Here is a 22850-nt window from a genome sequence, read left to right as displayed (position 1 = left end):
ACAAATATAGACAACTATTTAGAATCATTATAAATAAAAGCAATTAAATATAATATTTTGATTAAAAATTTAGTTCGCTGTCCTTAATTATCGTGTAGCAATTCCATTTAGTGGTGTATCCACTTCTTTTTATCATTCAAAACGCTTCAACTTATAGTATTTCTATAAATCCATCAGTTCCATTTACCTTGATCCGTTGCCCATCCTTGATCAGTTTGGTTACATTATCCACCCCAACGACAGCGGGTAAGCCATATTCACGTGCGATAACGGCACCATGGGTCATTAGTCCGCCAACTTCAGTAACCAAACCTTTGATGGATACAAACAAGGGTGTCCAGCTGGGGTCAGTAAATGCGGTAACCAATATATCCCCATCTTCCAGATCGGCATCTTCCATGTTTAAGATAACACGTGCCCGTCCTTCTATAACCCCCGAAGAAACAGCCAGACCAGCAATAGCACCGACCGGTAGATCTTCATGACTGTACTTGCCGTTAACGATCTCACCATCAGACGTCATAATACGCGGAGGTGTCAGTTTTTCAAATAACTTATACTCATCTTTTCGTTTATTGATGATCTGGTAATCCAGTTTATGGGTATGTACCACCTCTCTGAGTTCTTCAAAGCCGAGGTAGTAAATATCTTCTTTTTTATGAATGACACCGGCTTTTACAAGCTGCTCTGCTTCTTTCATTAAAGCCTGCTTGTAAACAAAGTAACGGCTGATTATAGCATATTTTGGATATTCACGATAACCGGCAAAATTCCTGATCAGGTCGATCATTCGTTTGGTTTCTTTCATCTTGTGTTCGCCATCTGGTAATGCAGCCAGCCGGAGTAATAGTTCCTGTTCTTTTCTCCATGCCTCCTTATGCCCTTGTTCAAATTTTCGGCTGCCGGCACCAGGCTCAAAGTTTTTGATATTATTGAGTATAATAGGGACAAGCGTCGATGGTTTTTCTGTCCAACGGGTTTTCGTGATATCAATTTCTCCGGCACATCGCATTCCATATTTGTTGAGATAAGTATCGATAGCCCCCCGGACTTCCTGCCCGCCATCAAATCGGATCAATTCATCCAAAAAGTTATCATCCTTTACTTGTTTTAAATACGCAATTACCTTGGGGTAAGGGCGAATCACATCGGCAACATGCAAAAGTTCCAGTCCCATTTCCGATGTAATATTGTTGGGTACCGATTGGGCAAGCGTATCCGCCGCGTTTTTCTCACCTAACCACTCGTTCATTTTTTCATTAACCCATGCCGAAGCATTCATGCCAGTCATGATTACATTAAAGCTTTGCGAATCGGCTGAGGTCTTTTTGAGTTGCTGAATATCTTCCAGGATAAAATCAAACAGATCTGTGCCCGATTTTCGTTGGATGTTTTGCTTTAACGATTCTATCAGATTTTGACTACTCCTGATCAACTCAGAAACGATCGCCGGATCATAGTCATTCAGTGCCTGATAATCTCTATGCATCGCATTTGCAGGGCTTTTAGCAGGAACTGGGTTTTGTTTATCCTCCGATAATAATTTTATAAAATCTCCCCGATCTATGATGCTTGTAAGCGCACCTTTAATGAGCGGATCAGATTTTCCAAGAACATTCAATAAGGTATGTCTGCCAGCCGTAGAAGACAGCATTTGCGTAATATCAACAAATAACCTTCCGCCGGCTGTGCGCATGGTTGCCGGGGTGGTTAACAGAAAAAAGGATAACCCTAATGGTTTCATGGCATCGGTCATCATTTGTTGATGGCCGACAGATACATAAACGTGATTTTCCTGGTCGTCCACTTCCGGGATCGGATATAAGGTGGTGATCGGCCGGCTTTGTACAATATAAAAACTATCCCCGGCCAAACACCATTCAATGTCCTGCGGGTTGCCGAAATGTTCTTCAATCTTTCTGCCTATGCACTCAAGCTCCAGGATCTGTTCATCTGTCAGTGCTTGTTTTTCCTGCTCTTCGTGTCCGATCTCCTGTTCATGGGTTCCTCCATTTTTTAAGGCATAAATAGCCATTTTTTTGGTTGATATCTTTTTGTCGATAATCTCCCCGTTATGTACCTTATAAAGGTCGGCGCTCACCAAGCCTGATACCATGGCCTCGCCAAGCCCAAAGCCGGCATCAATGGATAACACTTTCCGGTTACCGGTAACGGGATCGGCGGTAAATAGAATCCCTGATGCCTCGGGGAAAACCATTTTTTGAACAACAACCGACAGGTGAACTTTACGATGGCCGAATCCGTTTTGGATACGGTAAATTACTGCCCTATCCGTAAATAATGATGCCCAGCATTTACTTATATGCTTCAGGACAGCTTCTGTTCCGATAACGTTCAAATAGGTATCCTGCTGGCCCGCAAAAGAGGCTGAAGGCAGATCTTCGGCCGTAGCGCTGGAGCGTACGGCAAAGGCAACTTTTACACCGAACTTTGTGAGATAATTTGCAATTTCATTTGCTATATCTTCAGGAATAGATGCTTTTTCAATGGCTTTGCGAATCTCGCCGCTGAGGACACCAATTTTAACTCGGTCTTCTACGCTTAGGTAAGATAACTGATCAAGCAACTCATTAATCGATGGCATCTCTGCTATAGTCTTGATAAAAGCTTCGGTAGAAATACAAAAGCCATCGGGTACATTGATTCCTTTAATCCCGGCAAGTTCACCCAGGTTGGCACCTTTACCCCCAACTGTTGCCAGGTTTGTTTTGTCGGTTTCCCGGAAACTTAGCACATAAGAGTTCGTGTTTTTCATTTTTTGATTATTTACTGTTGAGACCCGTTGTTGTTTCATTCATGATATCAATCGCTTTTAAAAAATAGTTTTCAAGAATTTCAACTTCTTTTTCGGCAAATGAAGCTATTAGCTCTTCCGATTTATTCCTGAATTCTTTATAAAGCGGGGCCATCAGGTCCATTATGTTTTTAGTGTTTGGTTCAATGATAACCTTCCGTCTGTCGTCTTTGGAAAATTTTCTTTTCACCAGTTTTTTCTTCTCAAACCGGTCTATTAACCCTGTAACAGCACCGGTAGTTAATCCGGTTAAATTGGAAAGCTCACCGGCGGTCATAGATCCCTCTTTCAAGAAAAATCCAAGGTATTTATGGTCAGTTCCAGAGAATCCTGCCTTTCGGGCAACTGCCTCGTGCATCTGAATGGAGGTGTATGCATATTGTTGGCTCAGTCTTCGTATCCGTTGTAGTACTTCCTTATCCATTTTTATCTTATTTAATAAGTATCTTAGTAACAAAGATATTATTTAATTCAGAAAACATCCAAATAATTTTTTGAATGAAATATAAAAACTACCTGCTGCTCAATGGGTACCTGGGTGGCCTTAAACAGGAACGATAGTTAAAAGATGTTAAAGGCAATTAAATTTTTGAAAAATGTGTTTTCATTTGTTGCGCTGCTCCTGCGAGCTCCGTATTACGGAAAATTTTAAAGCAGTTAACCCCTATTACCATGACCATACTTTCAAAACATTTTATCAAGGTATTAATAGCCCCGATTTTCGGGATTATTATTGCTGCATCGTTCACAGCATGTAAGAAAAATAAAAGCGACGATACCCCTGGTAAGTCTAACCTGTCTGTTGTTGACGCGTCTGCCGGCACCTGGCAGCTTGATTTTAAAATTAACGGCGTAAAATATAATCAGGCACCACTGAAATATGACACCGTTTTGCCGTATGCCAGCGTGACGGCGGGTTCTCAAACTTTTTCTATTAGTTTAAAAAATGAATCCCGGGTGTTGATCAATGCTTCTGTCAACCTCAGAAAAGACCGTTATTATACGGCTTTCATAGCTTCGCTTAAAGAATTGCCATACGCGCCTCTTTTTGTGATTACCCAGGAAGATCTGACACCCGTTAATGATAAAGCCAGAGTCCGGTTTATCAATGTGGCGGCAGATACGAAGCCTGTAAATTTGTATGTAAGCGGGACGGATGCCGCCTTATTTGAGCAATTGCCATTCAGGGAAGCTACTCTTTTTAAAACGCTTCCAGCCGGCGAGCATTACAACTTTCAGATAAAGGAGAATGCGCAGGCAGCTGCTATAGCTACCCTTAATGATGTAAAACTTGAAAATGGTAAATTATATACGGTTTATGTCAAGGGCTTTAAATCAGATAATACTTCTATAGGGAAATTAAAACTCAGCATCATCAGCAGTAAATAGTTTGCTGGTAATGCGTAAATGTTCAGCTGTCCCCAAGTTACTTATCTATATAGAATCCTTGTGATCAAACCTGTATTGAAATTCCAGGAATTAATTCTCAAATGTGTCAATAATGACTCGAAAGCTCAGGAGCTGCTGTATAAATCGTTCTACGGGTTTTTAATGGGAATAGCCGTTCGTTATGTGGCCGGACATTATTTAGCCGAAGAGGTGGTTAATGACAGCTTTGTTAAGATTTTTAATAATCTGAAGCATTTTGTGATGCCAGAGGACACAGAGCGGCAACATAAGCTTTTTCGCGGCTGGGCTGGTAAGATAGTGTCAAGAACAAGTATTGATTGCATGAGGGCTAATAAGAAACATATTTATGCTGATTATCCTGATGAAGCAACCCTTCCTTCAGACCATATAATGGTGTTAAGCAGGCTTCATGTATCAGATATTTTGAAGTTGCTTAATCAATTGCCGGCTTTACAGCGTATTATATTTAACATGTATGAATTAGAGGGCTTTACTCATGAGGAAATAAGTGATGAATTAAACATCTCCCAAAGCCACAGCCGTGTTGTGCTGGCCAGGGCAAAAAAAAACCTTCGGACATTTTATCAGGAACAATCAATAAATGATAGCTATGAAAAAAGAATTAATTGATATCATCAAAGATGAGCTCAATGATTTTGAGCTGGATTATAGAACGGGTGCCTGGGAAGATTTTTACAAACAGGAGAAAAAGAAATCACCGCGTATCATTTCACTCAAACGTTTTGCCATTGCTGCCGCGGTTATTTTAGTAGCCTTATTTTTATTCTTGATTGCTGGTAAATATTTACAAAAAAAACAACAAAATATAATTGTTTTAAAGGTGCCCTTTAAGAACATGCCTGTTATTAAAGTTTTGCCGCAAAGCCCGGGCAAGTATGTGCAGTATAAACACCGGCAACACTATCAACCTAACCCGGCTGTTCATCCGGATAAAGGACTTGCTGATATTTTATCAGCCATGCAACTAAAAAGGATACCGCCAACTATAGGTGATACTATCAATACCAATCCGGGCATACAATTTTTGGCGGTATTGCCAACATCGTTGGTACCTCCGGCAAATACCCTTGCTAAACATTTGCCAAGCCATCAAAATAGTGAATTTAGAAAAAGGTGGCAATTGGGGCTATCGGTTGGTAATGGGGTAAGTTACGGGCAGGAGCATCAGTTTGGTGCAGGCGCGTTTGTTACATATCAGCTTTCGCACAGATTGGCATTCAGTTCTGGTTTTTATTTTAATCAGTTAGGTGCGCTTAAAAATGTTGCTCATGATAATAATTTTTCTGATCCGGAAAAGGTGCTTACCAACATAAAGGTTAATCTGGGAGGGTTGGAGATTCCGTTTGAGCTGAAGTATAAATTAACCAGGCGCTTTTATACCAAATTCGGGGCCTCGTTATATTCTATCAAATCCCAGCAGCAACAACTGATTTTTACACGGGCCGAGAGCAGTATCGTAAATTATATTGACCCGACGGGTACTGCATTTTCTGAAACGCTGGTAACCGCCGGTTATGCGGTTGCTGAGGCGGTGCCACCCAGTCAGCTCGAAAAGAACAAGCTGATTTCTATTTATAATTTCTCAGTAGGTTATGAATACCCAATACTGCACGGGCAAAAGCTATTTATCGAGCCTTTTATTAAATTACCTAATAAAGAATTTTCGGTATACCGGGTTAATCTTGCCCAAACAGGTATACGGCTTAACGTAAGTTTTTAATATCATTGAACTATTTGTTAGCGTATATTGATTAAAAAAGGAGATGATCATCACCGAACATCTCCCTGAAATACCTTGAGGGAGTTTTACGCCCTTATCACCGATAAATAATACATTCCTGATTCACGAAGATTAAATCAGGAATGTATGACTTGCTGATTTATAGCTTTGACACCAGCTCTGCTATTCGGTTGGAAATCCCTACCTCGTTATCATACCAGGCAACCACTTTTACTAATTTTCCGAGCGTTTTAGTTAGACTGCCGTCTACAATAGAAGAGTGTGTGTTTCCGAGTATGTCTGATGATACCAGGGGCTCTTCTGTATATTCCAGTATACCTTTAAGCGAGTTTTCTGCATAAGATTTAAATAAATCATTCAGCTCGTTAACAGACACTTCCTTTTTCAAGTTAATGGATAAATCCACAATTGAAGCATCAATCACCGGGACACGGTAAGAGTAGCCGTCCATTTTTCCTTTCAAGTTTGGCAGTACATCGCCTATTGCTTTAGCAGCGCCGGTTGTTGTTGGAATAATGGAGTACGACGCAGCCCGAGCTCTTCTTAAATCTTTGTGAGGGGCATCTTGCAGATTTTGATCAGCGGTAAACGCATGTACGGTAACCATGTATCCAGATTCGATCCCAAATTCCTTGTCGAGTATATACAAAACCGGGGCAATACTACCTGTGGTACAGGAGGCGGTTGAATAGATCTGATCGTTCTCTATAAGTTCGTTGTTAATGCCGTGTACTATGGTTTTAACCCCGCCAGTAGCTGGTGCGGTAATCAATACTTTCTTCGCGCCGGCATTAATATGCGCCTGGGCCGCAGCTTTGTCTGTAAATCGTCCGGTTGATTCTATAACCGCATCAATGCCTAGATCTTTCCAGGGAAGTTTTTCGGGATCTCTTTCACTTAGCAGAAGTATTTTTTTACCGTTTACCACAATGGCATCGGCATCACTGGTAACTTCTCCCGGAAAGCGCCCGTGTGCGGTATCATATTTTAATAGATGGGTGAGTGTTTTGATATCGGTAAGGTCATTAACCGCGACAACTTCTATCTCCGGCTTGTTTTGCAAGGCCCGGAGTGTCATTCTTCCAATGCGGCCAAATCCATTAATTGCTATTTTCATTTTATTATATATTAATTTGTGCTGTGTGATGTGCGGAATGTGCGCCTGTAATCGGATGGTGTGGTCATTAAGTGCCTCAGAAAGGTACGCCTCATAGAAACCAGGCCACCCAGACCACACTTTTCGGCTATACCTTCTATAGACATATTTGAGTCCTCCAGGTATTTCCGTGCGGCTTCGACCCGGAGTTTTTCAATAAATTTGGCAGGTGGCACACCTGTTTGTTTATGGAATACACGTGTAAAGTTTCGAGGACTCATATTCAAATGATTTGCAATCCTGACCACATCCAATGGTTCGTGCAGATTTTCCATAAACCAATTCTGCAGTTTGCTGGCGATATTGGAACTCTCATAAACCGGTAACAAATTGGCAAACTGAACCTGAAAACCCGGTCTGTTTAGATAAAAAACTAATTTTCTGGCAACCTGTATAGCAATGTCTTTTCCATGATCTTCCTCTACCAAAGCCAGCGCAAGATCAATTCCTGAGGTAACGCCGCCAGATGTGTAGATATGCCCATCTGTGGTATGAAAAGCACTACTATCTACATCTATTAAGGGATAGTCTTTTTTTAACCGTTTGCTGAGATCCCAATGTGTGGTGGCTTTCCGGCCGTTTAATATTCCTGCCCTGGCTAATGCAAAAGCGCCGCCGCAAACTGAGCCTATCCGGCGCGTATTATTTTCGTTTAAAGACGATAGCCAGTTAAAAAAATCATCATATTCCGGATTTTTCAAGGCTTGAAAGTCGTTACCAGCTACGATAAGCGTGTCAATAGGGGTTTTAATTTCCATTGCACAAAATTGACAAGCTATCTCAATCCCAGTTGGGCAAATAATTTTCTTATCTATAGTGGGTGCTACAATCAAAACATTATAACCCATTGCTGATCCGGATAAACTTAAAACTTTGTTGGCATGAGTAAAAACATCGGCTGGGCCTGCAAAATTGATCAGGGTTGTTCCTGCCGTCGCTACAATTATTACTTGTTTTTTTTGTGGGCCATTGTCCATATATCAAAATTACAGCTTAATGTATTTGGCTCAAAGGACATAAATTATACATTTTAGGCCACGTAAGATTATGGCTTTATGTTAATCGGAAAACTGAGCGATAAGTTAATGGTGGTGCTAGCAATTAATCCAAGTGAGTATTAAGGATCTAAACTTATCTGGATGGTTTGCCTTATCCTAAGTGGATTTATAATCAAAAAAGTTGAGTAGCTTGGAGTACTACTCGACTTTTTCCTGCGGAGAGGGAGGGATTCGAACCCTCGATACACTTTTGGCGTATACACACTTTCCAGGCGTGCTCTTTCGACCACTCAGACACCTCTCCGGGGCATTTGGGATTGCAAAGGTAAAATAATATTGCATTCAAAGGCAATAAAAAAAGCGAAGTCCTCTTTACAGAGGGCCCCGCCTTCACGAAAACTTTAACTCAACTTATAAAATATGGCATTTAACATATAGAGTGTAAATAACATGTTTGGTTTAATTTGAGTAAAAAGTATATAGCTATAATGCAGATAAATAATTTTAGCTTATGTTTGCTCCATATTGCCGTATGGTAGTTTTACACGTAAAAAAGCTTGTTTAGTTTAAATGCTGAGCATCAACAACATTAAAAAACCTATTGCTGCCGATATTGATGTGTTTGAGGAGAAGTTCAAAGCTTCTATGCAAAGCTCGGTACCTTTGCTCGACAGGATAACCCACTATATTGTTAAGCGTAAAGGAAAGCAGATCAGACCAATGTTTGTGTTTTTTGCCGCCAGCATTTGCGGAGGCATCAACGAGTCAACCCATCGCGGGGCCGCTTTGGTTGAACTACTACATACAGCCTCCCTGGTACATGATGATGTGGTTGATAACTCATATCAGCGTCGCGGATTTTTTTCTATCAATGCTTTATGGAAAAATAAAATTGCCGTTTTAGTAGGCGATTACCTGCTTTCAAAAGGGCTGTTGTTGTCTATCGATAATAATGATTTTCATTTACTTCGTATCGTATCAGATGCGGTAAAACAAATGAGCGAAGGTGAATTGATGCAGATTGAAAAGGTACGCCGCATGGATATTGGCGAGCCGGTTTACTACGAGGTGATCCGCCAAAAAACGGCATCACTTATCGCTTCATGTTGCGCCTGTGGGGCCGCATCAGCCGGAGCCTCTGATGAGGTGGTAGAGAAAATGCGCTTGTTTGGCGAAAAAATAGGCATCGCTTTCCAGATCAAGGACGATATGTTTGATTTTGGTACCGACGATGTAGGTAAACCTTTGGGCATCGATATCAAGGAAAAAAAGGTTACCCTGCCATTGATCTATTCTCTCGCTAATGCCACTGATTCTGAAAAGAAAAGGATCATCAACCTGGTTAAGAATCATAATGACGATCCCGCAAAGATTGCCCAGATTGTTAAGTTTGTGAACGATACCGGCGGCCTGCAATATGCCGAAACCCAGATGAAAAAATACCAGGACGAGGCTTTTGAAATCCTCAATACTTTCCCCGATAGTGATTCGCACCGCGGATTGGAGCAACTGGTAAGGTTCACTACCGAGCGTAACAAGTAAGCATCTTATCATATTCATCATTACCGGGTTATACTTTTAACTTTGGTTTGGCTGTACTATCTTTATTCATCAATTAAAACACGTTTTATGATGGATGCAGCAAATAAACCAGGTGTGCCCACGCTTTTTGAATGGGCCGGCGGTACAAAAGTCTTCGAAAATCTTTTTGATAAATTCTATGATAAGGTATTGGCCGATGATCTGCTGGAGCCTGTATTTAAGCACATGAGCCCGCAGCACCGCCTACATGTGGCCCATTTTGTTGCCGAAGTTTTAGGCGGCCCTAAAACTTATAGCGAACAGGAGGGCAGTCATTTTATCATGATCAGCAAACATCTCCAAAAGTACCTGACCGAAGCACACCGTAAACGGTGGATAGAATTGCTGCTGCAAACTGCCGACGAATATGCATTGCCCGATGACCCTGAATTTCGTTCGGCCTTTATGGCTTACCTGGAATGGGGAACCCGTATCGCGGTCATTAATTCCAAAACCAATGAGGTAACAGAGCCTACAGATGTGCCGATGCCAGAATGGGGTTGGGGTGTGGTTGGCGGCCCTTACATTCCCTGAATTGTCATCAAGGTTTAAAAAAGAACGTTGTTTATTGTACTGCTTAAGTCAGGCATCAACTTCTCCTTAAACTTATTAACTTCGTAAATGCAATCTATATTCCTCAGCTTCCCCAAGATCACGTTTTTTGATATCCTTGATGTGGTTCTGGTGGCTTTTATCATATACCAGCTGTATAACCTCATACGGGGCACTATAGCAGCCAATATCTTCATCGGCTTCGCGGTAATATTTGCACTTAACTTTGTGGTGAATGCCCTGCACATGAAACTGCTTACCGCTATTTTAGGCAAGTTTGTGGATGTGGGTATTATAGCCGTCATCGTGGTATTTCAGCAGGAAGTAAGGCGTTTTTTGCTGCTGGTGGGCAAAAATGCTTCGCTGCAACGAAATAAGGCCTGGTGGCAATACTTTTTTGGTAAGGCCGAAGCTGAGAAAAATAATTACGCCCGCATAAAACCTATTATTGATGCCTGCAAAAGCATGAAGCAAACCCGTACCGGTGCTTTGATCGTATTTGCCAAATATTATGACGAGCAGTTTTACCAAAACAGCTGCGAGGTAATGGATGCAAAGATATCCAAACGCCTGCTGGAGAGCATCTTTCAGAAAACCAGCCCGCTGCATGATGGGGCTGTGGTGATATCTGAAAATAAAATTAAATCGGCCAGCTGTATTTTACCCCTTACCGAAAAAACAGACCTACCCGCGCAATTTGGCCTGCGTCATCGGGCAGGTATTGGCGTAACCGAAGCTAACGAGGCCACTGCCATTATCATATCCGAAGAAACCGGCGAATTATCCTACGCCAAGCAAGGCCGTGTTAAAATGAATATCAGCTTTGCTGAACTGGAAAAAGTGCTGAACAAAGATTTTTAACCCGCTGATAATTACGGACGAATAGTTTTTATTGCTGAATCTGGTTTCGCTTCGCCGAGCCGTTTGATCAACATGGTATAACGCATGTTAGGTTCATCTGTTTTCACAACCGGCATTTTATCGGTCGGCTGTAGTTTTATAACCGGCATGTGATCGGTTATTTCAGCTGCGATTACATTATTTAGGGTTTGCATATTCTGCAAAGGCTGAAGTACGTTGGGTATAACCGGGGTTGATTTTAATATACCATCATCAGGTTTTACCTTAAAATACTGATAGATAGAATTATCAAGTTTTTTACCAGGTGAGGGTGTGGTCAACTGTTGTGCTTTTAACTGTGTAATACCACCAATCATGAGTACAAATAGCCAAATTGATTTCATGCGATAAAAAGGTTTACATAAATATAAGGCTATATCAGGATACTTAAATGTTAAAAAATGTTATTTAACATTTGATGTTGAACCGGATATACTTTTTAAACCTCCGATTTTAACAAATTTCGGTTCAAAAAAGGATTAAAAATGCGTCAAAACCGCTCAAAAAAACCTCATTTTAACACTTTTTAACAAATTTTAACGCGATTTTGGGCACTTTTTAAAACTTTAAAAAGTATTAGGCTGCTGATTGTCAAATAACTGAATGTCAATCGATTGGTTTTTGGTCTTGTTTTGACCATAACTAAACAGCCCGGATGTCTGCTAAAAGACACCCGGGCTGTTGATTGATATAAATATACGAAAATTTGTGCGGAGATCAAAGTGTCTGGATCGATTGTTATACTCAGCGGAGCGAAGGATCTATTCTGCCTTTGAAATGTTCAGCAATAGACGCTTTGTTCCACAGCATGACAATTGGATATTTTCTTCACTCTCTTCCCACCACAGCTGAGAGAGGGCGTATAGCGAAGCGAAGGTTGGGGAGGAGTCGTGCGTCCAAGAATTTGATTTTACACTAAGGCTAAGGAAAATGATAGATTTTATTACTTTTGTGAAAATTTAAAACCAATGAGCGAACTCATTAAAAAACAAGTAACTGATGCAAAGGCTTTAATGGACAAAGCCATTGACCACGCCGATAGTGAATTAAATAAGATACGTGCAGGTAAAGCAAACCCATCTTTATTGGATGATATTATGGTTGATTACTACGGTAACCCAACCCCATTAAGCCAGGTAGGTAACGTTAATACGCCCGATGCACGTACCATTATTGTACAACCCTGGGAAAAATCATTACTGGGAGCTATTGAAAAAGCTATTAAAGAGGCAAATCTTGGTTTTAATCCGCAAAACGATGGTGTGATCATCCGCATCAATGTGCCACCACTGACCGAGGAGCGTCGCCGCGACCTGGTTAAAAAGGCCAAAGGTGAAGCCGAAACTGGTAAGATCGCGATCCGCAACATCCGTAAAGATGCTAACGAAAAGATCAAAAAGTTAAAATCAGAAGGTGTTTCTGAAGATGAGATCAAAACCGGCGAGGCTGAAATTCAGAAGCTTACCGATGCTTATATTGTAAAGATCGACCAGCTTTCTGAAGCTAAAGAAAAAGATATCATGACGGTTTAAATATTAACCTTATGTCAAATTAAAAGGGAATGAGCTACTTAGCCATTCCCTTTTTTTATTTTTGGAGAGTTAGTACCAAACTAGTATCAAGTAGCTAGTATCAAGTATCAAGACCACGATCTGTTAAGTTCAGATACTAAGGTTAAGAAAATCTTGATACTTGATACTAGCTACTTGATACTAACTACTAACATAAAACATGAATATATTACTTTCTTACTTAAAAAAACACCGCTGGATAGTTGTATTGGCACTTTTCCTGGCGGCCATGAATATTGGCTTTTCATTGCTTGACCCGTGGATAACCGGACGCATTGTTGACCGGGTTATCGAAAAACGCAACACCCTTCAATACCAGGAATACCTGCACCAGGTGTTGATACTCATTGGCGCGGCTATTGGTGTGGCCATGGTATCGCGTATAGCTAAAAACTTTCAGGATTATTTTACCAATATCATCACCCAAAAAGTGGGTGCCGAAATGTATGCCGACGGGCTGAAACATTCGCTCGAATTACCTTACCAGGTATTTGAAGATCAGCGCAGCGGCGAAACCCTGGGCATTTTACAAAAGGTAAGGCTCGATTGCGAAAAGTTTATTACCTCGTTTATCTCCATCCTTTTTGTATCGCTCATCGGGATGGTATTTGTTATCGTGTACTCGGTAAGCGTAAGTTACCAGGTAACATTGGTATATTTTGCCGCTATACCCATTATCACTTTTGTGAGTATGGCCATGAGCCGGAAAATAAAAACCATCCAGAAAAAGATTGTATCAGAAACTACGGCTCTGGCTGGTTCAACTACCGAGTCGCTAAGAAACATCGAACTGGTAAAAAGTCTGGGTTTGGCTAAACAGGAAATTGCCCGCCTAAATAAAACTACTTACAGAATACTGGATCTGGAGCTTAAAAAAGTAAAATACGTGCGCAGCATGAGCTTTGTGCAGGGTACTACGGTAAACCTGGTGCGGAGCGTAATGGTAGTAGTGTTATTGCTGCTTATTTTTAAACAAACCATTTCGCCGGGGCAGTATTTTAGCTTTTTGTTTTATTCCTTCTTCCTGTTTAACCCGCTGCAGGAGTTGGGCAACGTGATATTATCATGGCGCGAGGCCGAAGTTTCCCTGGGTAATTTTAAGGGGATATTGAGTACCCCTATTGATAAAAAACCCGAGAAACCAGTGTTGCTGGAAAAAGTAAATACCTTAACTTTTAAAGATGTTACTTTTAAACATTTAACCGCCAACCGCAACGCCCTTAACCACATCAGCTTTGAAACCAATACCGGCGAAACCATCGCTTTTGTTGGTCCGTCGGGCTCGGGTAAAACTACCCTGGTAAAACTGTTGGTTGGCTTGTATCAGCCTTTGGATGGCGATGTTTTATACAACAATATTTTAAGCCGTGATATTGACCTGGATCAGCTGCGCGAAAAAATTGGTTTTGTAACCCAGGATACTCAGCTGTTCTCGGGCACCATACGCGAAAACCTGTTGTTTGTACGCCCCGATGCTACCGACGAGGAATGTATGAATGTGCTGCAGCGTGCCGCCTGTCAAACTCTGTTGGCGCGTGCCGATAAGGGCCTGAGCACCGTAATTGGCGAAGGTGGGGTAAAGGTATCCGGCGGCGAAAAACAGCGCCTCTCGATAGCCCGTGCATTGTTGCGCCGGCCAGATATCCTGGTGTTTGATGAGGCTACATCCTCATTGGATTCGATCACCGAAGAAGAGATCACAGAAACTATCCGCAATGTGTCCGAGTTGGAAAATCACATTACCATCCTGATCGCTCACCGCTTGTCGACCATTATGCATGCCGATTGCATTTATGTGCTGGAGAAAGGCCGCATTATTGAATCGGGCAAGCATCATGATCTGTTAAGCCAGAAAGGTCTTTACTATGCCATGTGGCGCCAGCAGATTGGGGAGAAGGATACGGTTGAAGAAATAGAGGTGAAGTAATAGCATATATTTTTAATTTGTCATCCTGAACGCAGTGAAGGATCTGGTCGTGAACATGCATGGCGAAGGTGTTTTCCAACGCGTCATTGCGAGCGTAGCGTGGCAATCCCAAACTATACAGGGCCGCATTACAGGGCGTATACCCGCTCTTGGCCGCGGGGGGCCTAGTTACTTTTCCTTGATGAAAAGTAACCAAAAATCAAGTCAGCAGAAATGCTTCTTTGCCGCACATGGCCTTTGCCCTGCAAAACGGACAGGACCACGGGCTGCAATTATTTTGCCCGACTTTGTTCGCTCCAGCCCCGCGCTTCAGCAAAAACTTGCTAATGCCCTTGCCATCGCACGGGCCTACATCGTTCTGCCCGCTTTCGCCCGAAGCTTATCTGCTGATGGGAAAAAGAAAAAAGCTATGGCATTGCGAGGAGGAAAAATAGAAAAACTGTCAGCTCGAACGAGGTACGAGGAGAGATCTTATACACGGGATAAGTTCAACTAGGCGTTATCATCCTGAACGTAGTGAAGGATCTGGTCGTGAACATGCATGACAAAAGATTTTCCCACCACGTCATTGCGAGCGCAGCGTGGCAATCTTCCAATTAGCAGGTCCGCTCTGTAAGTAGGGGATTGCCACGCTGCGCTCGCAATGACGCTTTTATTATATGTTATAACCCCATCTGGGCTTTAAATATTCTTATCCTCAATCATCCGGAAGAAATCGTCGCGGTAAGTATCGCCTACGGGGATGATCTTGTCGCCTATCTGGATGCGGCTTCGTTCGATGCTGTCGATCTTGTTGAGGGCCACAATGTATGATTTGTGTACGCGAATAAAATGCCTTTCGGGCAGGGCATCCTCCATTTTCTTCATGCCCTGCAGGGTAATGATACGCTCGGCAGTGGTGAATATGGAGATGTAATCTTTTAGTCCTTCAATAAATAAAATATCGTGCAGGTAAACCTTTTGGATCTTATGTTCGGTTTTAACGAAGATGAAATCGGTTGAAAAATCATCTACTTGTACCGGTTCAGCCTGTTGCACGGTTTTAACTACCGGCTGTATAATGCTTTGCGCTTTTTGAACCGATTTAAAAAAACGGTCGAGCGCTATGGGTTTAAGCAGGTAATCAACCACATCCAGCTCATAACCCTCCAGCGCATATTGCGGATAGGCGGTGGTGAGGATCACTTTGGCTTTGCCGTTGGCGATCTTTAAAAATTGGATGCCGGTAAGCTCGGGCATCTGCACATCTAAAAACACCAGGTCGACACTGCCACCCTGTACTATGGTTAGCGCTTCGATAGGGTTGGTAGTGGCTTTTACCAATTGCAGGAAAGGCATTTTGGAAATATAATCTTCCAAAATATGCAGCGCTAAAGGCTCATCATCAACTACCAGGCATCGGATCATGTTGTAAAAATAAGTGTTCTAATGATTTATCGTTAATTTTTTTATTTCCGGTTAATAACGGAGCAAGACCTGGTTATAGTACGATGGATAGCTCGCAGGTATAAGTGTCAACTTCATCCCTGATGTTTAGCGTATGTTTATAGGGGTAAAGCAGGTTGAGCCGTCTTTGTACGTTGTTTAAACCAATACCACCCACAGTATCGCGGTTATGGGTGTGTTTTTTGTTTTGTATATAAAAATGAAGCTTGCTCTCCTCTACATTGATGAGTAGTTTAATGGGCGATGTTACATCACTGGCCACACCATGTTTAAATGCGTTCTCGATAAAAGCGATCAATAACAGGGGTACAATTTGCTGATTGGTTACTTCGCCCATCACCTTAAAATCGATAAAAGCTTTGTTGCCGAACCGTATTTTTTGCAGGTCGATGTAATTATGCAGGTATTGAAGCTCCTTGCTCAGGTCAACCTTGTTGTCATTACACTCATACAACATGTAGCGCATAATTTCTGATAGTTTCAGGATAGCCTCAGGTGTGGTTTCCGATCGCTGGTAAGCCAGCGAATAAATGCTGTTGAGTGAGTTAAATAAAAAGTGCGGATTGATCTGCGATTTTAAAAAGGCCAGTTCGGCGCTCAGTCGCTGATTTTCCAGATCGTGCTGTATCCGTTCATTCAGGAACCAGTCGGTAGTAAATTTGAGCACGGTACTTAAAAAAATGAATATTAAGCTGGTGAAAATGGTGCTTAAAAAGTAGGAGGGAAAGGTGATCACTTCGCCTTTCATACGTACCAGCACATATTGTTTAAACAGAAGCCCTACACCGTATTTAGCAAAGCCGTAAGCGATGATGGTAATGATAACAAACAAGGCATAGGCCCAGTAGCGTTTTTTATCTAAAAATCTGGGGATATAAACCAGGAAGTTAATATAAAACAGGCTGATGTTGATAGCCGGGTATAGCAGAAACAGGATGAGGAGCTCCTGGTTGCTTAGTTTGGTATTGCTGCGGGCCAGGGATAAAAATAGCGATATGATGCCGAGCCAAAAAAGCAGGTGCCAGAATATTTGCCAGCCTTTCCTTATTACACGTGTTTGTTTATCTGACGACATTTTTTTAGAGTCTGATCAGAAGCAAGAATCAAGAGACAAGAGCCAAGACAGTAATATAATCATTTGATTGCAGCTTGTCTTGATTCTTGTCTCTTGATTCTTGCCTCTTAACTATCGTCTAATTTAATATTTTGATGGTGATAAGCTGCTATAATTATATATAGTATTTCATTTTATCGATGAACGGGCATTTAAAATCGATGAACGGGTTAATACGGCTAATTGACCGTTCATCTATAAACTCCGACCGTTGGTCTAATACTTTTTAGCAGGTAAAATAAAAGATATTCCTTTGTTGTATCAAAACACTCACGATGAAAACGCTTATCAAAAACTCGAATCCTTTTATCATGTTACTGATACCAGTAATGTTTGCCCTAATATTAGGTGTAAGCTATCAGTTTGAACAAAAGAAGGAGTCGGCAATTGTTGGGGCATCCGTTCATGCCACATCATTGTTTTACAAAGGTGTACACCTTGTTAAAACTGTTTGCACAGTAGCCAAGGATAATCATGTATGGTAATTCGTACTGAAGGGTTATCCTTCAACTTCGGCAGTCAGCAGGTTGTGAAATCATTAAACCTGCAGGTACCCGAAGGAAGTATATATGGTTTTCTTGGCCCAAACGGCGCCGGGAAAACCACTACTATCAAACTCCTGTTAAATCTGCTCAAAACTCAACACGGCAGTATCCACATTTTCGGACAGGAACTCCAAAAAAATCGCATCAGCATATTATCCCAGATCGGGGCGCTTATTGAGCAGCCGGCTATTTATCAGCACCTGAGCGGCAAAGAAAATTTACTGAACAGGGCTTTACTATTACAAGTTCCAGTTAAGCGGGTCGACGAAATGCTCGATCTGGTGCACCTGAGCAATGCCGCTAATAAAAAAGCAGGTCAGTATTCCTTAGGGATGAAACAACGCCTGGGCATAGCTTTGGCCCTGCTTACTGATCCTAAATTAATGATACTGGATGAACCCACCAATGGCCTGGATCCGAACGGCATCATCGAGATACGAGAGTTGTTATTGAAACTGGTTAACCAGCATCGTAAAACGGTGTTTATATCGAGCCATTTACTGGCCGAGGTTGAACGCATGGCTACGCATGTGGGTATTATTGATGGTGGCCAGTTACTGTTTCAGGGCAGTATAACGGAGCTGGAAGCCTTGAGCCAACCCTTAATACGTATCGAGACCGATAATAGCGTAGACGCGGCCAACTTGTTGAAACGCAAAAATTACCCGGTTGCAGATGTAACGGATGATTATGTATATGTGCCCTATATCTCAAAAGAGCAAATGGGCGATATTAATGCGCTGCTTATTCAAAATGAATATACTGTATTCAGCATTGGCAAGCAGCAAAAAGACCTGGAGAAATTGTTTTTATCTATCACCCAAAACGCCTGATCGCTATGAAGTGGTTTATTTTATCATTCCGGTCGGAGTTTTTTAAGAGTCGTAAAACGTTAGGATTTTGGGCTGCTATATTATTGCCCCTGTTGATTTGCCTGCTGCTGTTTGTGGGTTTTTACACCAAAAGCGAACGTTTGGCAGGTATGCCTCCTGCAATATTATGGATACAGTTTGCAGGTGCAATTCTGGCTGTAATGGGCTCGTTGCTTTTACCCATGTTTGTTATTTTTATTGCCTATTCGGTAAATAGTATTGAACATAAGGCCGATACCTGGAAAAGCTTATTTAGCTTGCCCATTTCGCGCCTGAGTGTATATGCGGCCAAATATTTTTATGCCCTGTTCCTCATATTTTTGTGCCTGGCGCTTTTTGTATTATTTACCATAGGATTTGGCAATTTGCTCAGTTTGGTAAAGCCCGAGCTACGTTTTGACAATTATCATATGGAAGATGTGCTGGCCAAGCTGTACTTTAAGCTTTTCTTGTCGTCGTTGGGTATATTGTCCATCCAATTTCTACTCAGCCTGTTGTGGTCCGATTTTTTAAAGCCAATGGGGGTTGGTTTTGTGGCCACCATTATAGGCGTTATAACCGCGTCAAAAGACTGGGAGTATTGTTACCTGTTTCCCTATTCGCATCCCATGCTGGCTCTAAAACTGGTGCCGCGTAATATCAACAAAGGCGAAACGCCCCAAATAATCATCGATCTTTTTACAAAAGACATTTTTGTAGGTATTACCATTTCCGTGCTTATTTTTATTAGCGGGTATTTTATTGTACTTAAAAAGAGTGTAAAGTAAAGTTTAACGCCGATGTTTCAAATTGGTGGTTAATAAAGTAAATTAAAATTCCCTATCACCGGTTTCGCTGGTTGGTAATTTTAATTTACTGGTAAACCTGTTTAAGTTAAAACTAAGGTTGATCAGGAGTACATCTGTTTCAGAGATATAATTTGTTGTTGTATAAAAATCTCGACCGGCGGTAGTAATACGCTGTTTGTTTGCGCCCAGTATTCCCATGTTCATGTTTTGCCATAGTAGTGATGCGGATAGGCGCCCTTTCATGAATGTTTTTTTTACAGAGGTATTTGGCACAAAAAATTGTCCATCTTCTCCCTGGGCTGTTGGCCTTTTTGAAAGGTAGTTTATATTGGCCTGAAGGCTAAGCGTTTTACTAAGTTGAAAATTGGTATTTCCATTAACCGAATAAGCCCATTTGGTATTGGAGATGATAAAAGGTTCATTTAAAATAGCAATGTTACCATGTATTTTATAATTGTAGAGGTTGCCACTCAGATAAATGCTCCACCACTTAAACGGCGATAAATTCATTCCCGCTTCCAGCCCGAATAGCCTGGCGCTTCCGGCATTGGTATACACCCGGTTTAGTATAGTATCGGCATACACGCTGTTAAGCCGTTGTACAGGGTTTTTAATGTGCTGATAATAAAGGGTAGTAAAGAAGGACCCATTGGTAAAATTCCGATTCATACCCAATTCGGCCAGGTCAATAAATTCCGGCAACAAGTCAGGGTCGCCCTGTTCCAGCGTTTCAGAGTGTTCACGCTCTGGTATGGGATTTAACTCCAAATTGCTGTTACGCTGCACCCGTTTGCTATAACCCGCTTTGAGGTTCCAGCCTTCGTTGAGATGATACAGTAAACTGGCCGAAGGAAACAAATTGGATAGATTGAGAATATGCGGATTGGGGTCATATGACAGGTTAACTGTACGCGCAGCATATTCGTAGCGCAAGCCACCCACATACTCCAGCTGCTGTACCTTGCCGGAGTATTGACTATAAAATGAATTGATATCATTTTTAGCATGTGTACTCCCACTAAATTTGTCCAGATCGGGCTGCGAAGTTGCCGGTGTTACAAAATAATCAAAAATGCCGTCCTGAATATCATGCCTGAACTGGTAACCGCTTTCCAATTTCCCTTTACCGATATTCACGCTATAATCCAGTTTTAAGCGATATGCGTTGATAGGCCTTTTGTAAGGATTGTTTACATATTGAATTGTGTCTGTTGTATTCGGAAATTTTAAATTTCGATTTTGAGTTGCCCCGTACAAATTATCGTGCTCATAAAGTAAGCCAGCCGTCAGGGCCGACTTATTAGTAAAAGTGTGGGTATAATCAACATTACCTAAATTAAAGGTGCCTTCTTTAGTTTGCAGGTTTGAGTTATAATAGGTTGTACTTTTAATAAGCGCATTGGTATTTAGATCTGAGGTGGTATTATTATATAATAAATCAGCCAGGCGTGCCTGGTATCTTTTACCACTATAAAGTCCCACTGATATTACATTGTTTGGGTCGGCGGTATAACTTACAGATGCCCTCCCTGCATAATTATGCCTGTCAAAACTTCTTTCACCGTTGGATGGAAAACGGGTAATGGTATTGTTAGTGAAATTTTTTGTATAAACATTCCCTTCCCGGTAACCTGCGTTATCATTTCGGGTATAATTACCTCCTACAGAAATATCCCACTTGTTTTTCTTATAATTAATGGTAGCGTCGGCTCCAAAGCGTTTAGGTTTTTTTAAGTTGCCATAGCTGACTGTGCCGGGCAGGCCACCCTGGGAATTGGCTACCAGTGTAAAACCATCTGCCGTTCCTTTTTTAGTAATAATATTGATGATACCACCCCTGCCATCCGGGTCGTATTTGGCGGATGGCGCGGTGATCAGTTCTATATTATCGATAGTATTGGCAGGTAACTGGGTTAGCACCGTTTGCGCATCGGCCAAAACAGGTTTACCATTAATCAGCACCATAAAACCAGATGATCCCCGCACACTAATATCTCCCTCTGAATTGACCGCTACCGATGGAAGATTTTTCAATACGTCTATAGCTGAGCCGCCTTTGGCCGATTCAAACTGCCCGGCTTTATAACTTTGCTTATCAATTTTATTTAATGCTGTTATTTTTTGACCCGAAATAGCAACCTCACTAAGCATCTTGCCCGATGGGCTTATCTGAATATTGCCTAAATCTAATTGCTGGCTATCCGCAATATTAATTTCTTTGATGTATTTGGTTTCATAACCTACGAAGATTATTTTTATATAATAGTAGCCTCCTAGTATTTTTGTGAAACGAAACTCACCGTTGGTGCCTGTAACTTGCCCGTAAACCAGCGTAGAATCGGTTGTTCTGAATAGGGCAACACTCGCATATTCTGCCGGAGATTTGCTTTTGACATCTGTTACCTTACCTTTAATATTGGCATTTTGTGCGAATGAACTTATATAAGAAAAGAGAAAAATAAGACAGCCAAGAGGTAAACGTATTTTCATGATAACATGCAGATTGCAATTGTAAAAATAGAACTTACAGTATGCTGGTCACGGTATAAAACCTGCCATCTGCGGTATAATTAAATGACTCTTTTGGCCGATGAAAGTGCCAGATCCCGGTACAAGCCAGGAGTTAAGTTGGTGTTTAGTTTAAAAAATTTTACAAAATGCGACGTATCGGAAAAGTCGAGACTGGCCGCAATTTCCTTGATGGATAACGAAGTGTTTGAAAGTAAGGTTTTTGATTCTAACAGGATACGCTCATTTAACAACATGGATGGTGTTTTACCTGAGGCATTCCTGCATATTAAATTTAACCGGGATGCTGATACTTTAAGCAGATCGGCATAATCCTGTACCTTTTTTATCCGCTGATAATTTTCATTGATCAGGCTTTTAAATTGATAGTAAACAGCGTTAAAAGTTATATCTGTTTGGATAAAGGTACCTGACGGTTTCGGGATCTTTAACAGGATGAGTTGTAAATAAGTCTTTAATATAGTTAGTGAAGCATTAGATTGATAATCCTGATAAAACCGTTTTACTAATTCAAAAAGGGTACCGCCATCTGCCAGGCTAATGTGAGCGGGTAACTGATAAACAACCTCTAAACCCTCGCTATTTAATAATTCCTCCCTGAACAGAATTACAAAACCTTTGGGTATTCTTGAAAAATCCCAGCAATGTGTTTGTCCGGGTTTTAAAAAAAATATATCGGGCGGATTAACATCAAAAGTTTGGTCATCAATAGTATGAAATCCCGAGCCCTGAGTTAATATGATCAACTCGAAGTAATTAGCATGTTTGTGCGGTACGGTGGGTTTGATCACCTCCTTAAACGGACTGATTTTTAAAACCTCGTCGGTTTTAATTTTCGATTTAACAGGTATACCATTCATCATCGATCACTAAGTTATGGTATA

The 22850-nt window shown here is 41.4% G+C and carries 21 protein-coding genes and 1 tRNA gene; 12 read left to right on the top strand and 10 right to left on the bottom strand.

The window, feature by feature from the left end:
* Window positions 1-151 precede the first annotated feature (151 nt).
* Together ppsA and ACTJKG_RS20895 are read right to left on the bottom strand one after the other, a co-directional pair.
* Entirely contained in the window at window positions 152-2776 is a 2625-nt protein-coding gene (gene ppsA, locus ACTJKG_RS20900) for a phosphoenolpyruvate synthase (protein WP_440740327.1), read from the bottom strand.
* A gap of 7 nt (window positions 2777-2783) precedes the next feature.
* On the bottom strand, window positions 2784-3239 hold the full coding sequence (locus ACTJKG_RS20895) for a MarR family winged helix-turn-helix transcriptional regulator (RefSeq protein WP_172335608.1): 456 nt from the start codon (window positions 3237-3239) through the stop codon (window positions 2784-2786).
* Window positions 3240-3487: 248 nt separating this feature from the next.
* On the opposite strand from ACTJKG_RS20895, the gene ACTJKG_RS20890 reads away from it, so the two are divergent.
* From ACTJKG_RS20890 to ACTJKG_RS20880, 3 genes are read left to right on the top strand one after another with little or no spacing between them, the layout of a single operon-like run.
* A complete protein-coding gene (locus tag ACTJKG_RS20890) occupies window positions 3488-4204 on the top strand; it encodes a DUF4397 domain-containing protein (RefSeq protein ID WP_440740326.1) in 717 nt (238 codons plus the stop codon).
* A gap of 60 nt (window positions 4205-4264) precedes the next feature.
* Window positions 4265-4855: an RNA polymerase sigma factor gene (locus ACTJKG_RS20885; protein ID WP_440740325.1), complete on the top strand. Its 591-nt coding sequence runs from the start codon at window positions 4265-4267 to the stop codon at window positions 4853-4855.
* A complete protein-coding gene (locus ACTJKG_RS20880) occupies window positions 4836-5966 on the top strand; it encodes a hypothetical protein (protein ID WP_172335605.1) in 1131 nt (376 codons plus the stop codon). The genes ACTJKG_RS20885 and ACTJKG_RS20880 overlap by 20 nt, the downstream gene beginning before the upstream one ends.
* A gap of 160 nt (window positions 5967-6126) precedes the next feature.
* On the opposite strand, the gene gap is transcribed toward ACTJKG_RS20880, so the two are convergent.
* From gap to ACTJKG_RS20865, 3 genes are all read right to left on the bottom strand, one after another.
* Complete coding sequence (gap, locus tag ACTJKG_RS20875; RefSeq protein ID WP_172335604.1) at window positions 6127-7104, bottom strand: type I glyceraldehyde-3-phosphate dehydrogenase; 978 nt, start codon at window positions 7102-7104, stop codon at window positions 6127-6129.
* A gap of 11 nt (window positions 7105-7115) precedes the next feature.
* The gene (locus ACTJKG_RS20870) at window positions 7116-8120 is read right to left on the bottom strand and encodes a GlxA family transcriptional regulator (RefSeq protein WP_440740324.1); all 1005 of its coding nucleotides are present in this window, start codon (window positions 8118-8120) and stop codon (window positions 7116-7118) included.
* A gap of 237 nt (window positions 8121-8357) precedes the next feature.
* A tRNA-Ser gene (locus ACTJKG_RS20865) sits at window positions 8358-8445 on the bottom strand.
* Window positions 8446-8711: 266 nt separating this feature from the next.
* Here ACTJKG_RS20865 and ACTJKG_RS20860 point away from each other — a divergent pair.
* From ACTJKG_RS20860 to cdaA, 3 genes are all read left to right on the top strand, one after another.
* The gene (locus tag ACTJKG_RS20860; protein ID WP_440740323.1) at window positions 8712-9683 is read left to right on the top strand and encodes a polyprenyl synthetase family protein; all 972 of its coding nucleotides are present in this window, start codon (window positions 8712-8714) and stop codon (window positions 9681-9683) included.
* 87 nt (window positions 9684-9770) lie between these two features.
* Complete coding sequence (locus ACTJKG_RS20855) at window positions 9771-10256, top strand: group II truncated hemoglobin (protein WP_440740322.1); 486 nt, start codon at window positions 9771-9773, stop codon at window positions 10254-10256.
* Between the two features lie 87 nt (window positions 10257-10343).
* On the top strand, window positions 10344-11135 hold the full coding sequence (cdaA, locus tag ACTJKG_RS20850; protein WP_076375400.1) for a diadenylate cyclase CdaA: 792 nt from the start codon (window positions 10344-10346) through the stop codon (window positions 11133-11135).
* An 11-nt stretch (window positions 11136-11146) separates the two neighbouring features.
* Here cdaA and ACTJKG_RS20845 read toward each other — a convergent pair whose 3' ends face one another.
* The gene (locus ACTJKG_RS20845) at window positions 11147-11518 is read right to left on the bottom strand and encodes a hypothetical protein (RefSeq protein ID WP_172335375.1); all 372 of its coding nucleotides are present in this window, start codon (window positions 11516-11518) and stop codon (window positions 11147-11149) included.
* 624 nt (window positions 11519-12142) lie between these two features.
* Between ACTJKG_RS20845 and frr the strand changes: the two genes are divergently transcribed.
* From frr to ACTJKG_RS20830, 3 genes are all read left to right on the top strand, one after another.
* Window positions 12143-12706 carry a ribosome recycling factor gene (frr, locus tag ACTJKG_RS20840; protein ID WP_172335374.1) on the top strand — a complete coding sequence of 188 codons (564 nt, stop codon included), beginning with the start codon at window positions 12143-12145 and terminating at the stop codon, window positions 12704-12706.
* 199 nt (window positions 12707-12905) lie between these two features.
* Window positions 12906-14672, top strand: coding sequence for an ABC transporter ATP-binding protein (locus ACTJKG_RS20835; protein ID WP_172335373.1), 1767 nt, complete (start codon window positions 12906-12908; stop codon window positions 14670-14672).
* Between the two features lie 181 nt (window positions 14673-14853).
* Window positions 14854-15168 carry a hypothetical protein gene (locus tag ACTJKG_RS20830; RefSeq protein WP_172335372.1) on the top strand — a complete coding sequence of 105 codons (315 nt, stop codon included), beginning with the start codon at window positions 14854-14856 and terminating at the stop codon, window positions 15166-15168.
* A gap of 185 nt (window positions 15169-15353) precedes the next feature.
* Here the strand turns inward: ACTJKG_RS20830 and ACTJKG_RS20825 are convergent, their stop codons facing one another.
* Both ACTJKG_RS20825 and ACTJKG_RS20820 read right to left on the bottom strand, forming a co-directional pair.
* Window positions 15354-16079, bottom strand: a complete 726-nt coding sequence (locus ACTJKG_RS20825) for a LytR/AlgR family response regulator transcription factor (RefSeq protein WP_172335371.1) — start codon at window positions 16077-16079, stop codon at window positions 15354-15356.
* Window positions 16080-16152: 73 nt separating this feature from the next.
* Window positions 16153-17193 (bottom strand): sensor histidine kinase, encoded by a 1041-nt coding sequence (locus ACTJKG_RS20820; RefSeq protein ID WP_172335370.1) that lies wholly within the window; start codon window positions 17191-17193, stop codon window positions 16153-16155.
* Window positions 17194-17507: 314 nt separating this feature from the next.
* Between ACTJKG_RS20820 and ACTJKG_RS20815 the strand changes: the two genes are divergently transcribed.
* Genes ACTJKG_RS20815 through ACTJKG_RS20805 form a run of 3 tightly spaced genes read left to right on the top strand, consistent with a single transcriptional unit; the run spans window position 17508 to window position 19416 of the window.
* Window positions 17508-17717 carry a hypothetical protein gene (locus ACTJKG_RS20815; protein ID WP_172335369.1) on the top strand — a complete coding sequence of 70 codons (210 nt, stop codon included), beginning with the start codon at window positions 17508-17510 and terminating at the stop codon, window positions 17715-17717.
* Complete coding sequence (locus ACTJKG_RS20810; protein ID WP_172335368.1) at window positions 17711-18610, top strand: ABC transporter ATP-binding protein; 900 nt, start codon at window positions 17711-17713, stop codon at window positions 18608-18610. Before ACTJKG_RS20815 ends, ACTJKG_RS20810 begins: the two co-directional genes overlap by 7 nt.
* 5 nt (window positions 18611-18615) lie before the next feature.
* Complete coding sequence (locus tag ACTJKG_RS20805) at window positions 18616-19416, top strand: ABC transporter permease (protein WP_172335367.1); 801 nt, start codon at window positions 18616-18618, stop codon at window positions 19414-19416.
* A 42-nt stretch (window positions 19417-19458) separates the two neighbouring features.
* On the opposite strand, the gene ACTJKG_RS20800 is transcribed toward ACTJKG_RS20805, so the two are convergent.
* Together ACTJKG_RS20800 and ACTJKG_RS20795 are read right to left on the bottom strand one after the other, a co-directional pair.
* Complete coding sequence (locus ACTJKG_RS20800; protein ID WP_440740321.1) at window positions 19459-21927, bottom strand: TonB-dependent receptor domain-containing protein; 2469 nt, start codon at window positions 21925-21927, stop codon at window positions 19459-19461.
* An 80-nt stretch (window positions 21928-22007) separates the two neighbouring features.
* Window positions 22008-22829, bottom strand: coding sequence for an AraC family transcriptional regulator (locus tag ACTJKG_RS20795; protein WP_440740320.1), 822 nt, complete (start codon window positions 22827-22829; stop codon window positions 22008-22010).
* Window positions 22830-22850 lie beyond the last annotated feature (21 nt).

It is taken from the genome of Mucilaginibacter sp. 22184 (assembly GCF_052045695.1).
In the GTDB taxonomy this organism is placed as follows: Bacteria; Bacteroidota; Bacteroidia; order Sphingobacteriales; family Sphingobacteriaceae; genus Mucilaginibacter.
This window is presented reverse-complemented; position numbering and strand designations above follow the sequence as displayed.